The organism is Jatrophihabitans cynanchi (assembly GCF_027247405.1).
In the GTDB taxonomy this organism is placed as follows: Bacteria; Actinomycetota; Actinomycetes; order Mycobacteriales; family Jatrophihabitantaceae; genus Jatrophihabitans_B; species Jatrophihabitans_B cynanchi.
This window is the reverse complement of the sequence record NZ_CP097463.1, coordinates 4,068,436-4,083,715: the sequence shown is the minus strand read 5'-3', so window position 1 is coordinate 4,083,715 and position 15,280 is coordinate 4,068,436. Positions and strand designations below refer to the sequence as shown.

Below are 15,280 nucleotides of genomic sequence, written 5' to 3'. Positions count from 1 at the left end.
CGTTTGTCGAGTCCCGTCACGCCGGTACCCGCTGCCCGAAAACCGAGCAACAGCTGCCGAGAAAGGGGCTTCTCATGCGACACCGAAACCACCGCACCTACGTGGCCGTGAGCGTGGCCGCGATCGCGCTACTGACGCTCTCGGCGTGCGGCAGCAGCGGTGGCGGCAACAAGCCGGCCGCGAACCAGGGCACGCCGACCAAGGGCGGCACCTTGAAGCTGTACGGCGAGGGGGACGTCGACTACCTCGACACCGCCGACGGCTACTACGACGTGACCTACACCCTGATGCGGGCCTTCACGCGGCAGCTCTACACCTACCCGAACGCCACCACCTTGCAGGCCCAGATCGACCCGGTGCCCGATCTGGCCACCTCAGCGCCGACGATCAGCGACAACGGCACGGTGTACACGATCCAGCTGCGCAAGGGCGCGCAGTGGGACACCCAGCCGGCCCGCCAGGTGACGGCGGAAGATGCCGTCCGCGGCCTGAAGCGGCTGTGCAACCCGGCCCAGCCCACAGGCGCGCCCGGCTACTTCACCAACACGATCGCCGGGATGAAGGCCTACTGCGCGGGCTTCGCCAAGGTGTCCGCGAGCAGCGTGAGCGCCATCAAGAACTACATCACGCAGCATGACGTCAGTGGCTTGAAGGCGGTCGATGATACCACGCTGCGGATCACCCTGACGCGGCCGGCGACGGACTTCGTCAACATCCTGGCGCTGCCGTTCTCCTCGCCGGCCCCGGTCGAGTACCTCCACTATCTGCCGGGAAGCGCGCAGCAGGCACAGCACACGATCTCGGACGGGCCGTACACGATCAGCAGCTACGTCCCGGGCAAGTCGTATCACCTCGTCCGCAACCCGGCGTGGCACGCGAGCAGCGATCCCATCCGGCACGCCTACGTCAACGCCATCGACGTCACGATGGGCGGGAACGAACAGGGCACCCAGCAACAGCTCCAGGCCGGGACGCAGGACATGGACTGGGACGAGAACGTCCCGACCGCACAGCTGGCCGCTCTGTCGCGAAGCAACGACGCGGGGCTGGTGATCGGGCCGTCGGGCGACAACTTCATCACCATCAACCCCTATATCGCCATCAACCTGCAGAGCCCGAACAACAACGGCGCGCTGAAGAAGCTCAAGGTGCGCCAGGCGCTCGAGTACGCGTTCAACAAGACCGCGGTGTCGCAGGTCTACGGCGGAAAGCTGATCTCGCAACCGCTCAACCAGATCATCCCGGGCGGCAGCGTCGGCAACGTGCCGAACTACGATCCGTACCCGACGCCCGGCAACAACGGCGACCCGGCCAAGGCCAAGTCACTTCTCGCCCAGGCGGGCTACCAGCCCGGTCAGATCACGCTGAAGCTGCCGTACCGTACGACCACCGTGCACCCGCAGGTCGCGCAGACGGACCAGGCCGCGTTGCAGGCGGCCGGCTTCAAGGTCAAGCTGATCGCCGTCAACCCGGCGAACACGTTCTACACGAAGTACCTGCAGAATCCGACGGCGTCGCGCAGCGGTGCGTGGGACATCGCCGAGGCGGGGTGGATCCCTGACTGGCTCGGCAACAACGGCCGTGCGGTGATCGAACCGCTCTTCGACGGCCGCGGCTACGGCCCTGGATCGACCGACTACGGCGACTACAACAGCCCGCAGATGAACGCACTGATCGACAAGGCGCTCGCCGAGTCGAGCAGTTCCGCGGCCAGCGCCGACTGGCAGGCAGCGGCCAAGCTCGCCATGGCCGACGCGGTGATCGTGCCGATCGGCGCGCAGAAGGTGGCCGTCTTCCACTCCTCGCGGGTCAAGGGCTGCTACTTCAACTTCTTCAACGAGAACTGCGACGTCACCAACGTCTGGCTCTCCGGAAGCTGACGCGGCGGGGCCGCCGGCGCAGGGCACCGGCGGCCCGTCAACGTCGCTGGACCGGACAGGACCGGACAGGAGGTGATCGCATGGCGCTGCTCGAGGTAACCGACCTGACGGTGGCCTTCGACACGCCGGACGGAGTGGTGGAGGCGGTTCGCGGCCTGAGCTTCGACGTGGACGCCGGGCGCACCTTGGGCATCGTCGGCGAGTCCGGCTCGGGCAAGAGCGTGGCGACCCAGACGATCGCCGGCCTGACCCGCGGCGCCCACATCGGCGGGCGGGCGCTCTTCGACGGTGAGGACTTGCTGACTGCGGGCCCCGATCGGCTGCGCGCGATCCAGGGCGCGCAGATCGCGACGATCTTCCAGGACCCGCTGTCCAGCCTGCACCCGTACTACCGGGTCGGCTGGCAGATCGCCGAGATGATCCGCGAGCACCGGCGCTGCAGCCGCGCCGCCGCTCGCGCCAGGACGGTCGAGTTGCTCGACCTGGTGGGTATCCCCCAGGCCGAGCAACGGGTGCGCGACTACCCGCACCAGTTCTCCGGCGGCATGCGCCAGCGGGTGATGATCGCGATGGCGCTCGCGCTCAACCCCAAGCTGCTCATCGCCGACGAACCCACGACCGCGCTCGACGTCACCGTGCAGGCACAGATCATCGAGCTGATGCGGCGCCTGCAACAGCAGTTCGCCATTGCCATCGTGATGATCACCCACGATCTCGGCGTCGTCGCGAGCATGGCCGACGAGGTGTTGGTGATGTACGCCGGCCGGGCGATGGAGCAGGCGCCGCGGCGTGAGCTGTACTACCGCCCGCACCACCCCTACACGCTCGGCCTGCTCGGTTCACTGCCGGATGGCGGCGACCCGGCCGAGCGGCTGCGCCCGATCCCCGGCCAGCCGCCGAGCCTGATCGGTCCACCGCCCGGCTGCCCGTTCCACCCGCGCTGCGAGTTCGTGATGGATCGCTGCGTGAGCGCGCGGCCGGCGCTGCGCCTCGTCGCGGGTCCGGCGGCGCATCGCTCGGCGTGCTGGCTCCCGCTGAGCACCCTCGGACGGGACGCGACCGGATCCCGCATCGGTTTCGCCGCGAGCCGGCGCTCCGGCGCGGCCGGGCCGATCGCGCGCCGGTACGCGACGGAGGCGCAACGGTGAGCCGCCGGCGGCTGCACGCGATCAGCGGCGCCGCGGCCGACGCGGACCGCGTGCTCGTCGAGGTGGACGACGTCGTCAAGTACTTCCCGGTGCTGTCCGGGGGCGTGCTGCGGCGCTCCGTCGGGCAGGTGCATGCCGTGGACGGCGTGAGCCTGCAGGTACGCAGTGGTGAAACCCTCGGGCTGGTCGGCGAGACCGGGTGTGGCAAGTCGACGTTGGCGCGGTGCATCACCCGGCTGTACGAGCTCACCGCCGGGCACGTGGTCTTCGACGGTCACGACATCTCCGCGCTGTCCCGCCGGCGGCTGCGCCCCTATCGCCGCGAGCTTCAGATGATCTTCCAGGACCCGTACGGCTCGCTCAATCCACGCCGCCGCGTCGGGTCGATCATCGGTGATCCGTTCGCCGTCCACGACGTGTGTTCCGGCTCCGAGCGCAAGCGCGCCGTGCAGGACCTGATGAGCCAGGTCGGGCTCAACCCGGAGCACTACAACCGGTTCCCGGCCGAGTTCTCCGGCGGCCAGCGGCAGCGGATCGGAGTGGCCCGGGCGCTCGCGCTGCACCCCCGGCTGATCGTGTGCGACGAGCCGGTGTCGGCACTGGACGTCTCGATCCAGGCACAAGTCATCAACCTGCTCACCGAGTTGCAGGACCGGTACGCGCTCACGTATGTGTTCATCGCGCACGACCTCGCGGTCGTGCAGCGGGTGAGCACCCGGGTGGCGGTGATGTACCTCGGCCAGATCGTCGAGCTCGCCCCGGCGCGCGAGCTGGGCAGCACGCCACGGCACCCCTACACCCGCGCGCTGCTGTCCGCCGAACCGGTGCCCGACCCGGACGAGGCCGACCGGCGCGAGCGCATCGTGCTGCGCGGGGATGTTCCCTCGCCCATCAACCCGCCGTCCGGCTGCCGGTTCCACCCGCGTTGCCCGAAGGCACAGGAGATCTGCCGGCGCGAGGCACCCGTGCTCGGCGCGAACTTCCTCGACGACGGCTCACACGTGGTGGCGTGCCACTTCCCGCTGCGCGACGGCGAGCGGCTCGCCTACCCTGACGCAGCGCCGTCCGCCCCGGTCCCGCGGGATGCCCGATGAGCAGCGCGGCGGCTCTGGGGAGCGAGAGCGGGCCGGTCGCGGCGGACATCGCCGTGATCGAGGGCCGCAGCCCGTGGCGGCTCGCCTTCGATCGCCTGCGCCACGACTGGGTGGCGGTCGCCTCGGCGGCCGTGATCGTCCTGATCGCACTGACGGCAGCCCTCGCGCCGGTGGTGGCCGCGGCCGTCGGCCACGGCCCCGACACCCAGTACCGCACGAGCGGTCTCACACCTGAAGGCATTCCGGTGGGGCCCGGTTCGGCGTTCCTGCTCGGCACCGACGAACTGGGACGCGACGTGCTGGTACGGATCTGCTACGGCGCGCGGGTCTCCCTGCTTGCCGGCGTGGTCGCCAGCGTGCTCGCCGTCGCCGTCGGCGTCGTCATCGGCCTGCTGGCCGGTTACTTCGGCGGGATGCTGGACACCGCCCTGGCCAGGTTCATGGACGTCGTCCTGTCGCTCCCCTACCTCGTCTTCGCGATCGCGCTGATCTCCGTCGTGGGTCCCGGGCTGACCGTGTCCATCGCGGTGATCGCGTTCTTCTCCTTCGCGTCCGTCGGACGCGTCGTGCGCGGCCAGGTGCTGTCGATCACCCAGAAGGAGTTCGTGGAAGCGGCCCGTTCGCTCGGCGCCGGCGACGTGCGCATCATGTTCGTCGACATCCTGCCGAACGTGCTCGCCCCGGTGATCGTCTACACGACACTGCTGATCCCGCTGGCGATCGTCTTCGAAGCGACACTGTCCTTCCTCGGGCTCGGGGTGGTCCCGCCCACGGCGAGCTGGGGCGGCATGTTGTCCGAGTCGATCCAGTACTACCAGGTGGCCTGGTGGTACGTGGTCTTCCCGGGCGCCGCGCTGCTGATCACGACACTGGCCTTCAATCTGCTCGGCGACAGCGTGCGCGACGCGTTCGACCCGCGCTTCGGCCGGACCGTCGCCAGGTAACGGAGGCCGTCCGTGCTGCGCTTCTTGATCCGCCGGATCGCCTTCGGCGTGCTGGTGATGTGGGTCGTAGCCACCGCCGTGTTCGTCCTCTACTTCGTCGCACCGCACAACGTGGCGCAGACCCTCGCCGGCCGCCAGGCCACCGCGCAGACCATCGACCTCATCGCGCACCGGCTGGGCCTGGACCGGCCGATCCTCTCACAGTACGGCAGCTACCTGTGGCGGTTGCTGCACGGCGACCTCGGCTACTCCTACGTCAACAACGAACCGGTGAGCACGATCATCAAGCAGGATCTGCCGATCACGGCATCGGTGGCAATCGGCGGCGCCGTGCTCTGGCTGCTCATCGGGGTCGTGTCGGGCGTGTTCGCTGCGACGCATCCGCGCACGCCCGCGGATCGCGCGGTGACCGGCTTCGCGCTGCTGTTCTACTCGATGCCCACGTTCCTGCTCGGCGAACTGTGTCTGCTGTTCCTGTTCTACCGGCTGCACCTGGCGGGCGTGCACTTCTTCCCGGGCAGTGGCTACGTGCCGCTCACCGAGAACGCAGGCCAGTGGTTCGTGCACCTGATCCTCCCCTGGGTCACCATCGCCCTGGTGACCGCCGCCACGTACTCACGGCTGACGCGTGGCGCGATGCTGGACGTGCTCGGCGAGGACTACATCCGCACCGCGCGATCGAAGGGGATCGCCGAGCGACGGGTGGTGTACCGCCACGCTCTGCGCAGCGCGCTGACGCCGGTCGTCACCCAGTTCGGCATCGACCTGGGGACACTGCTCGGGGGGATCATCGTCACCGAGACGGTGTTCGGCCTGCCCGGTCTCGGGCAGCAGATCTACAACTCGATCAGCCGCGAGGACCTTCCGGTGATCATCGGCCTGGTCCTGCTCGCCTCGGCGTTCATCGTCGCCGCGAACATCGTGGTCGACCTGCTCTACGCGGTGCTCGACCCCCGGGTGCCGTTGTCCTGAGCCGTTCGCCGCGGCGCGGCTGCGCATTTCGGGCAGTACCTGCTAGGAATGAAACGTGAGCCACTCGCCCTTTCCGGACGGCCCAGAAACCGCTTTCGGGCAGCCGCTGCCCGCCGACCCCGGCTGGTTCAAGCGCGCCGTGTTCTACGAGGTGCTGGTGCGCGGCTTCGCCGATTCGGACGGAAACGGCACCGGGGACCTGCGCGGGCTGACCGACAAGCTCGACTACCTGCAGTGGCTCGGCATCGACTGCCTGTGGCTGCCGCCGTTCTACCCGTCCCCGCTGCGCGACGGCGGCTACGACGTCAGCGACTTCACCGGCGTGCTGCCGGAGTTCGGCACCATCGAGGACTTCAAGTTCTTCCTCGACTCGGCGCACGAGCGCGGCATCCGGGTGATCGTCGACTTCGTGATGAACCACACCTCCGACGCGCACCCGTGGTTCCAGGCCAGCCGCAGTGACCCGACCGGGCCGTACGGCGACTTCTACGTGTGGAACGACGACGACCGGCGCTTCCCGGAGGCGCGGATCATCTTCGTCGACACCGAGCCGTCGAACTGGACGTTCGACCCGGTGCGCAAGCAGTACTTCTGGCACCGCTTCTTCAGCCACCAGCCGGACCTGAACTTCGACTCCGCCGGCGTGCAGGAGGCGATCCTGGACGCGCTGCGGTTCTGGCTGGACCTGGGGATCGACGGGTTCCGGCTCGACGCGGTGCCCTACCTGTACGTGCGCGACGGGACGAACGGCGAGAACCTGCCGGAGACGCACGAGTTCCTGCGCCGCGTGCGCAAGGAGGTCGACCGCGACTACCCGGACCGCGTGCTGCTGTGCGAGGCGAACCAGTGGCCGGCCGACGTGGTCGAGTACTTCGGCGATCGGGCCAGCGGCGGCGACGAGTGCCACATGGCCTTCCACTTCCCGGTGATGCCGCGCATCTTCATGGCCGTCCGGCGCGAGAGCCGCTACCCCATCTCGGAGATCATGGCGCAGACGCCGCCCATCCCGGCCAACTGCCAGTGGGGAATCTTCCTGCGCAACCACGACGAGCTGACCCTGGAGATGGTCACCGACGAAGAGCGCGACTACATGTGGGCCGAGTACGCCAAAGACCCGCGGATGAAGGCGAACATCGGCATCCGCCGGCGGCTGGCCCCGCTGCTGGAGAACGACATCAACCAGATCGAGCTGTTCACCGCGCTGCTGCTCTCGCTGCCGGGCTCGCCCGTCCTGTACTACGGCGACGAGATCGGGATGGGCGACAACATCTGGTTGGGCGACCGCGACGGCGTGCGCACCCCGATGCAGTGGACCCCGGACCGCAACGCCGGCTTCTCCACCTGCGATCCCGGCCGGTTGTACCTCCCGGTCAACATGGATTCGATCTACGGTTACCAGGTCACCAACGTCGAGTCGCAGACTCGCAACACCTCCTCGCTGCTGCACTGGACGCGCCGGCTGATCCAGGTGCGCAAGGTCAATCCCGCGTTCGGCCTGGGTACGTTCACCGACATCGGGGGTAGTAACCCCTCAGTGCTCACCTTCGTGCGCGAATTCGGGGACGACATCGTGTTGTGCGTCAACAACCTCTCGCGCTTCGCCCAGCCGGTGGAACTCGACCTGCGGGCGTGGCAGGGCGTGGAGCCGATCGAACTGCTCGGTGGCACCCACTTCCCCGCGATCGGCGAGCTGCCGTACCTGCTCACGCTCGCCGGGCACGGTTTCTACTGGCTGCGGATCCCCCGCACCCCGGCGCCGGCCGGACCGAACGAGTCAGCTCCCATCGAGGGCCTGACGGACGAGGAGGTGACGGCGTGATCACGTACCGATACCGCTACCTGCACAGGAATACGGCATGAGCGCTAGCAGCGAGCAGCTCCGGCCGCTGGTCCAGGGTTGGCTGCCGACCCAGCGCTGGTTCGCCGGCAAGGGGCGGGCCGGCACGGTCGACGTGGTTCCGCTGGCCGTCCTGGTTGCCGCCTCGCCCGAGGTGACGATCTGGACGGCACGCGTCACCTACGACGACGGGTCGATCGAGGTGTACCAGCTGCCGCTGGTCGAGCGCGACGCGCGCGACGAGGGGCTGGACCACGTGCTGGTGGGCGCGTACGAGGACGGCGACGGGCTGCGGTGGATCTACGACGCGCTGCACGACAAGGACGTCACCGCGGCGTGGCTGGTCAACATCCGCGACGAGGTACGGACCGACCGGCTGCGCTTCACCAACCATGCCGACGCCGCGGACATCCCGGTGGACGAACCGAGCCTGGTGCTCACCGCCGAGCAGTCGAACACCTCGCTGATGTATGCCGACAAGGCGATCTTGAAGGTGTTCCGCCGGCTACAGCCCGGCGTGAACCCGGACATCGAGATCCACGCCGCACTGAGCGCGCGCGGTGCCCGCCACGTGGCGCGGCTGCTCGGCTCCGTCGCGGCCGAGGTCGACGGCGAGCACTTCGAGCTGGCGATGTTGCAGGAGTTCATGACCACCGCGACCGACGGGTGGGAGCTGGCGAAGAAGAGCGTGCTCGATCTGATGGCCGAAGGGGACCTGCACGCCGAGGAGGCGGGCGGCGACTTCGCGGGCGAGGCCGAACGGCTCGGCGCGGCCGTCGCCGAGGTGCACGCCGACCTCGCGGTGGCCTTCGCCACCGCGACCGCCACCCCCGAGGAGGTGCGCGACCGGGCGGACACGATGCACGCCCGGCTCGAGTACGCGCTGTCGGTGGTGCCGGAACTGCAGGACGTCGCGCCCGGACTGCACGCCCTGTTCAACGCCTTCGCCGAGCTGCGCGACCCGCTGCCGGTGCAGCGCATCCACGGCGACCTGCACCTGGGCCAGGTGCTGCGCACGGTGCACCGCTGGGTGATCATCGACTTCGAGGGCGAGCCGATGGCCGAGCTGTCCGCACGGCGCCGCCCGGACTCCACGCTGCGCGACATCGCCGGCATGCTGCGCTCCTTCGAGTACGCCGGGCATCACCGGCTGATCGAGACCGGGTACGTGCCGCAACTGGCGTACCGGGCCAACGAGTGGGCAGAGCGCAACCGGGACGCGTTCTGCACCGGCTACGCCGAGAGCGCCCAGCACGATCCGCGCGAGCAGTCGGTGGCGCTACGTGCGTTCGAGGCCGACAAGGCCGTGTACGAAGCGGTGTACGAGTCCCGGCACCGGCCTGCCTGGCTGCCGATCCCGCTGGCGTCGCTGAGCCGGCTCGCCGAGACGGAGGTGGTCCGGTGACCGCGCCACGTGGAGGCACGCCCGACGTGACCGTTCCCCGTGCGGAGCTGGACCGGTTGGTCGCCGGCACGCACCACGATCCGCACTCGATCCTCGGCCGGCACCCGACCGGTGACGGCCGCACCGCGATCCGCACGCTCCGCCCGGACGCGGACGCGGTCGAACTGGTAGCCGGCCGTGACCGCGCGCCGCTCGGCCTGGTCCACGACGGCGGGGTGTTCGAGGCGATCGTCGACGGCGACGTCGGCGACTACCGGCTGGACGTCACCTACGGCGAGAACACCTACCCGGTCGACGATCCGTACCGGTGGCTGCCCACGCTCGGTGAGGTCGATCTGCACCTGATCGGCGAGGGCCGGCACGAGAACCTGTGGCAGGTGCTCGGGGCGCACGTGCGCAGCTATGACACGCCGGGCGGCGCGGTAACCGGGACGTCGTTCGCGGTGTGGGCGCCGAACGCGCGCGCGATGCGGGTGTCCGGCGACTTCGACTACTGGTCCGGCAAGGCGCTGCCGATGCGCTCGCTCGGCTCGTCCGGTGTGTGGGAACTGTTCGTGCCGGGTGTCGGTGACGGCTGCCGCTACAAGTTCCAGGTGCTCGGTGCCGACGGCCAGTGGCGCGAGAAGGCCGACCCGATGGCGTTCGCCACCGAGGTGCCGCCGGCCACCGCGTCGGTGGTGCACACGCCGCGTTACGAGTGGGGCGACGCGCAGTGGCTGCAGTCAAGGGCGCAGACACCCTGGCACGCGGCCCCGATGTCGATCTACGAGGTGCACCTCGGCTCGTGGCAGGTCGGGCGCTCGTACGTCGAACTGGCCGAGGAACTCGTCGCGTACGTGCAGGACGCCGGGTTCACCCACGTCGAGTTCCTGCCGGTGGCCGAGCACCCGTTCGGTGGGTCCTGGGGTTATCAGGTCTCGTCGTACTACGCCCCGTCCGCCCGGTTCGGCAATCCCGACGAGTTCCGCCAACTGGTCGACGCACTGCATCGCGCCGGCATCGGCGTCATCGTCGACTGGGTGCCCGCGCACTTCCCCAAGGACGCCTGGGCGCTGGCGCGCTTCGACGGCACACCGCTGTACGAGCACGGCGATCCGCGCCGCGGTGAGCAGCCGGACTGGGGCACCTACGTGTTCGACTTCGGGCGGCGCGAGGTGCGCAACTTCCTGGTCGCGAACGCGCTGTACTGGCTGGAGGAGTTCCACATCGACGGGCTGCGCGTCGACGCGGTCGCCTCGATGCTGTACCTGGACTACTCGCGCCGCGACGGGGAGTGGGAGCCGAACAAGTACGGCGGCCGCGAGAACCTGGAGGCGGTCGCGTTCTTGCAGGAGATGAACGCCACCGTCTACAAGCGAGTGCCCGGAGCCGTCACCATCGCCGAGGAGTCCACGTCGTGGCCCGGCGTCACGCGCGCGACGCACCTGGGTGGTCTCGGCTTCGGGTTCAAGTGGGACATGGGCTGGATGCACGACACCCTGGCCTACGTCTCGCACCAGCCGATCCACCGGCAGTACCACCACAACGAGCTGACCTTCTCGATGATGTACGCCTACTCGGAGAACTTCGTGCTGCCGCTCTCGCACGACGAGGTGGTGCACGGGAAGGGCTCGCTGCTGAACAAGATCCCGGGCGATCGCTGGCAGCAGATGGCCACGCTGCGCACGATGTACGCGTACATGTGGGCGCACCCGGGCAAGCAGTTGCTCTTCATGGGTCAGGAGTTCGCGCAGGGCGCGGAGTGGGCCGAGTCGCGCTCGCTGGACTGGTGGCTGCTGGACGCGCCCGACCACCGTGGGGTCGCCCGGCTGATCAAGGACCTGAACCGGCTCTACCGCGAGTCGCCCGCACTGTGGGCGCTGGACGCCGTGCCCGAGGGCTTTCGCTGGATCGACGCGAACGACGCGGCCGGCAACGTCTACTCGTTCCTGCGGTTCGGCCCCGGCAGCGCCGACGGGGCGACCTCGACGATCGCCTGCGTCGCGAACTTCTCGGCCGTCCCGCACGAGGGCTACCGGCTCGGGCTGCCGTTCGCCGGCCGTTGGGACGAGGTGGTCAACACCGACGCGGACCAGTACTTCGGCTCCGGCGTCGGCAACTTCGGCGCCGTGGAGGCGGTCGGCGAGCCGTGGCACGGGCTGCCCGCGTCGGCCACGCTGCGCGTGCCGCCGCTCGGCGCCCTGTGGCTGCGTTACGCGGGCCCCGCGCAGGCTGTTCCCGAGCAGCCCCCCGCCGGCTGACCGGCAGGTTCCCTAGGATCGGCGCGGTGGGTACACGCGCAGGCATCGTCGTCACAGGTACCGAGGTGCTCACCGGACGGGTGGCCGACCGTAACGGGCCGTGGCTGGCCGAGCGGTTGCGCGAGCAGGGCGTGGACGTGGCCCACGTCGTGGTGGTGGGCGACCGGCCGGACGACCTGCACGCGGCGCTCGAGTTCCTCGCCGGAACAGAAGTGGAGCTGGTCATCACCACCGGCGGCCTGGGGCCGACCGCCGACGACCTCACCGCCCAGGTGGTCGGCGAGTTCCAGGGCCGGCCCAGCGAGGTGGACAGCGAGATCGAGGCGCACATCGCGGCGATCGTCGAGCGGCTTAGCAGCAGCCGGAACTGGCGGCTCGACCCGCAGGCCACCGCCGCCGCGAACCGCAAGCAGGCGCTCGTCCCCGTGGGTGCCGCCGTGCTCGCGCCGATCGGCACCGCTCCCGGGCTGGTGGTACCGGTGGCCGAGGGGCGCAGCGGGCCGCCGGTACTCGTGCTGCCCGGGCCACCGGCGGAGCTGCAGGGCATGTGGCCCGGCGCGCTGGCCAACCCGACGGTCCGTGCGGCTCTGGGCGAGCCGGCCGAGATCCGGCAGCGGACCATCCGGCTCTGGGGTACCCCGGAATCGGAGCTGGCGGCAGTGTTGCGCGCGCACGAGCAGCGGCTGGAAGGGCTGGAGATCACGACCTGCCTGCGCGAGGGCGAGCTGGAGATCGTCACCCGGTTCGGGGCCGAAGCCGAGGACTCCTATGGGGGGTTGGAGTCGGTGCTCACGGACGCGTTCGCCGACACGATCTTCGCCACGGACGGGCGGACGGTGGACGAGATCGTGGCCGGGTCGCTGATCGAGCGCGGCAGCACGATCGCCACCGCGGAGTCGTGCACCGCCGGGTTGCTCGCCGCCCGGCTCACCGAACGGGCCGGATCGTCGGCCTACGTCCTGGGCGGGCTGGTCGTGTACTCCAACGAGGCCAAGCACGCCCTCGCCGGCGTGCCGACAGAACTCATCGAGCGGGTCGGCGCGGTGAGCGCCGAGGTCGCGGCCGCGCTGGCCGACGGGGCGCGCGGCCGGCTCGGAGCCGACCTCGGGGTCGGCATCACCGGCGTCGCCGGGCCGGGCGGCGGCAGCGAGGAGAAACCGGTCGGCCTGGTGCACCTGTGCGTTACCGACGGGAGCCGGACGCTGGCACGGCAGGTACAGCTGCCGGGTTCCCGCGCGGACGTACGCGCCCGCGCGGTCGCGGTGGCCCTGCACCTGATCCGGCGGCTGCTCGAGGAAACCGCGGCTCAGGGTTAGCGCCGCTCAGAGATAGCCGCGGGCGAGCCAGCCGCGGATCGCCATGAACGGCACTGCGAGGCGGGGTGCACCGGCCGTACGCCCACGGGCACGGGAGGACTGCGTTACCTGCGCCCGGCGGACGACCTCGGCCGCGTGGCGCAGGTCGGACATCCGCTCGTCGGCCAGGGCCGCGGAGATGATCGGGTTCATGGGGCGCTCCTTCATCCGGTGATGGCTCCAGGTTTCGGGTAAGCCAGGGCCTGCCGCATCGGGAGATCACCCGACCCGGGCGGCGGGCCGGTCGCCTTAGGCGCGCCCGGCAGCCTTAGGGCGCGCCTGCGGGGAATGCCTCGTCCTGGGCGGCGGTTGGATGCTATAGTTGACACGACAACAACCCGGAGGACACCATGCCAGCCGTCACCGCAGACACCCTCGCCCTGCCGCGCATCGCCGCAGCCTCGCTGGGCGACACCGAACGCCCGGTGAAGCAGGTCAGCACCGGACCGCGCGGGTTCGAAGGCGACGGCTTCCCGGTCGTGCGCGCGTTCGCGGGCGTCTCGATGGCTGACCTCGACCCGTTCGTGCACATGGACCAGATGGGCGAGGTCGAATACGCCCCGATGGAGCCCAAGGGGACGTCCTGGCATCCGCACCGCGGCTTCGAGACCGTCACCTACATGATCGACGGCACCTTCCAGCACCAGGACAGTCACGGCGGCGGCGGCGTCATCAACAACGGCGCCACCCAGTGGATGACCGCCGGCGCCGGGATCTTGCACATCGAGACGCCACCGGAGGAACTGGTCGTCTCGGGCGGGCTGTTCCACGGACTGCAGCTCTGGGTGAACCTGCCGGCCAAGGACAAGTTCGCCGCGCCGCGCTACCAGGCGATCGAGGGCGGCGACGCGGCGCTGGTCTCCTCGGCCGACGGCGGCGCGCTGGTGCGGATCATCGCCGGCTCGATCGGCGGCTACGCCGGTCCCGGCTCGACGCACACCCCGATCACCGTCGCGCACTCCACCGTCCAGCCCGGCGCGCAGCTGTCGCTGCCGTGGAACCCCGACTACAACGCGCTGGTCTACGTGCTGTCCGGCAACGGCCTGGTCGGAGCCGAGGGACGGCCGGTGCATGGTGGCCAGCTCGCCGTGTTCGGGACGGGAGATCGCATCACCGTGCGGGCAGCCGATGCGCAGGACTCCAACCGGCCCGCGCTCGAACTGTTCATCCTGGGCGGCCAGCCGATCCGCGAGCCGGTCGCGCACTACGGCCCGTTCGTGATGAACACCAAGGAGGAGCTCGTCCAGGCGATCGAGGACTACCAGGCCGGCCGGCTCGGCGTGATCCCCGAGAACGCCCTGATGCCGCACACCGGCGTCAACTGACCGTTGGCCCCGTAGCAGGGCGACACGCCGGCAAACTCCCTGCTACGGGGCCAACGCTTGCTGATGCGTCAGAACAGGGCGCGGGCCAGCTGCCGTCGCGCCGCTGGCACCCGCGCGTCGTCCGGGCCGAGCAGCTCGAAGTAGTCCAGCAGCCGCTGCCGCACCTGCTCGCGCTCGTCACCAGCCGTGCGGGTGAGCGTGCCCAACAGCCGGTTCAGCGCCGCATCGGCGTCGCCGCCGGCGAACGCGAGGTCAGCCGCGCCGAGCGCGGCGGCCACGTCGTCCGGAGCGGCGTCGGCACGAGCGGTCACGTCCGGGGCGGTGTCGGCCAGCCGGGCCATCAGGGCGACCTGGCGCAGCGCGAGCGCGGCCTCGGCATTGGCCGGCTCGACGTCCAGGATCGCCTGGAACCGCTGCTGGGCGAGGGCATAGTCGCCTTCGGCCAGGGCCGCCTCGGCTGCGTCGAAGCGGGGGTCCTCCGGCGGTTGCGGCTCGTCCGCCGGCGCGTCGTCGGCGCCCGCCGCCGGCACACCGGTGAGCCCGGCCTCCTTGCCCGCGTTCACCACCGCGTCGACGAACTCGCGCAGCCGGTCATCGGGCAGTGCGCCCTCGAAGCCGGGCAGCGGCTGGCCGCCGACGACCGCGTACACCGCCGGGACGCCCTGCACCTGCAGCGCCTGGGCGATGCGCATGTTGGTGTCGACGTCGACGCGGGCGAAGACCCAGCTGCCGCCATCGGCGCGCGCGAGCCGTTCGAGGCTGGCGAGCAGTTGTTCGCTGGACGGCGCGCGTGCCGTCCAGAAACACATCAACACGGGCACCTGGAACGAACGCTCGACGACGTCGGCCTGGAACGTCGCCTCGCTGACGTCGACGACGAGGTCAGCTGCACCGGGTGGCGGTGCCTCGGCGGCGCGTGCCGCGGCGTCGGAGCGTGCCTTGATCGCGGCGAGGTCGACGGCGCCGGCCATCGCGGCGCCCAGTGCGGCGCCCGGCTGGGCAGGTCGTCGGGAACGGCCAGGTTGCATCCGTCCAGTTTCCCAGACGTTGACACGCACCGCCGCAGCCGGTGGGGTCAAG

12 protein-coding genes are annotated in these 15,280 nt (G+C 70.2%); 10 read left to right on the top strand and 2 right to left on the bottom strand.

Features of this window, described 5'->3' with window-relative positions; all coding sequences use genetic code 11:
• The first annotated feature begins 74 nt into the window (after positions 1-74).
• The 9 genes from M6B22_RS19875 to M6B22_RS19835 all read left to right on the top strand — a co-directional run bounded on the left by M6B22_RS19875 (position 75) and on the right by M6B22_RS19835 (position 12,836).
• Positions 75-1,880 carry an ABC transporter substrate-binding protein gene (locus M6B22_RS19875; RefSeq protein ID WP_269443306.1) on the top strand — a complete coding sequence of 602 codons (1,806 nt, stop codon included), beginning with the start codon at positions 75-77 and terminating at the stop codon, positions 1,878-1,880.
• A gap of 80 nt (positions 1,881-1,960) precedes the next feature.
• The gene (locus M6B22_RS19870) at positions 1,961-3,028 is read left to right on the top strand and encodes an ABC transporter ATP-binding protein (RefSeq protein WP_269443305.1); all 1,068 of its coding nucleotides are present in this window, start codon (positions 1,961-1,963) and stop codon (positions 3,026-3,028) included.
• Complete coding sequence (locus tag M6B22_RS19865; RefSeq protein WP_269443304.1) at positions 3,025-4,122, top strand: ABC transporter ATP-binding protein; 1,098 nt, start codon at positions 3,025-3,027, stop codon at positions 4,120-4,122. Before M6B22_RS19870 ends, M6B22_RS19865 begins: the two co-directional genes overlap by 4 nt.
• A complete protein-coding gene (locus tag M6B22_RS19860) occupies positions 4,119-5,066 on the top strand; it encodes an ABC transporter permease (protein WP_269443303.1) in 948 nt (315 codons plus the stop codon). Before M6B22_RS19865 ends, M6B22_RS19860 begins: the two co-directional genes overlap by 4 nt.
• 12 nt (positions 5,067-5,078) lie before the next feature.
• Entirely contained in the window at positions 5,079-6,038 is a 960-nt protein-coding gene (locus M6B22_RS19855) for an ABC transporter permease (RefSeq protein ID WP_269443302.1), read from the top strand.
• 55 nt (positions 6,039-6,093) lie between these two features.
• On the top strand, positions 6,094-7,857 hold the full coding sequence (gene treS, locus M6B22_RS19850) for a maltose alpha-D-glucosyltransferase (RefSeq protein WP_269443301.1): 1,764 nt from the start codon (positions 6,094-6,096) through the stop codon (positions 7,855-7,857).
• Between the two features lie 37 nt (positions 7,858-7,894).
• Entirely contained in the window at positions 7,895-9,280 is a 1,386-nt protein-coding gene (locus tag M6B22_RS19845) for a maltokinase N-terminal cap-like domain-containing protein (protein ID WP_269443300.1), read from the top strand.
• On the top strand, positions 9,277-11,520 hold the full coding sequence (glgB, locus tag M6B22_RS19840) for a 1,4-alpha-glucan branching protein GlgB (protein ID WP_269443299.1): 2,244 nt from the start codon (positions 9,277-9,279) through the stop codon (positions 11,518-11,520). Before M6B22_RS19845 ends, glgB begins: the two co-directional genes overlap by 4 nt.
• 26 nt (positions 11,521-11,546) lie before the next feature.
• Entirely contained in the window at positions 11,547-12,836 is a 1,290-nt protein-coding gene (locus M6B22_RS19835) for a competence/damage-inducible protein A (RefSeq protein ID WP_269443298.1), read from the top strand.
• A gap of 6 nt (positions 12,837-12,842) precedes the next feature.
• On the opposite strand, the gene M6B22_RS19830 is transcribed toward M6B22_RS19835, so the two are convergent.
• The gene (locus M6B22_RS19830) at positions 12,843-13,028 is read right to left on the bottom strand and encodes a hypothetical protein (protein WP_269443297.1); all 186 of its coding nucleotides are present in this window, start codon (positions 13,026-13,028) and stop codon (positions 12,843-12,845) included.
• 197 nt (positions 13,029-13,225) lie between these two features.
• On the opposite strand from M6B22_RS19830, the gene M6B22_RS19825 reads away from it, so the two are divergent.
• Positions 13,226-14,200: a pirin family protein gene (locus M6B22_RS19825; protein ID WP_269443296.1), complete on the top strand. Its 975-nt coding sequence runs from the start codon at positions 13,226-13,228 to the stop codon at positions 14,198-14,200.
• Positions 14,201-14,268: 68 nt separating this feature from the next.
• Here the strand turns inward: M6B22_RS19825 and M6B22_RS19820 are convergent, their stop codons facing one another.
• On the bottom strand, positions 14,269-15,228 hold the full coding sequence (locus tag M6B22_RS19820) for a tetratricopeptide repeat protein (RefSeq protein WP_269443295.1): 960 nt from the start codon (positions 15,226-15,228) through the stop codon (positions 14,269-14,271).
• Positions 15,229-15,280: the final 52 nt, after the last annotated feature.

Bases quoted from the DNA above. Each gene is read 5' to 3' on its own strand.
- M6B22_RS19820 (WP_269443295.1), bottom strand. From the start codon at position 15,228: ATGCAACCTGGCCGTTCCCGACGACCTGCCCAGCCGGGCGCCGCACTG.
- M6B22_RS19830 (WP_269443297.1), bottom strand. From the start codon at position 13,028: ATGAACCCGATCATCTCCGCGGCCCTGGCCGACGAGCGGATGTCCGAC.
- M6B22_RS19845 (WP_269443300.1), top strand. From the start codon at position 7,895: ATGAGCGCTAGCAGCGAGCAGCTCCGGCCGCTGGTCCAGGGTTGGCTG.
- M6B22_RS19825 (WP_269443296.1), top strand. From the start codon at position 13,226: ATGCCAGCCGTCACCGCAGACACCCTCGCCCTGCCGCGCATCGCCGCA.
- M6B22_RS19860 (WP_269443303.1), top strand. From the start codon at position 4,119: ATGAGCAGCGCGGCGGCTCTGGGGAGCGAGAGCGGGCCGGTCGCGGCG.
- M6B22_RS19870 (WP_269443305.1), top strand. From the start codon at position 1,961: ATGGCGCTGCTCGAGGTAACCGACCTGACGGTGGCCTTCGACACGCCG.
- M6B22_RS19875 (WP_269443306.1), top strand. From the start codon at position 75: ATGCGACACCGAAACCACCGCACCTACGTGGCCGTGAGCGTGGCCGCG.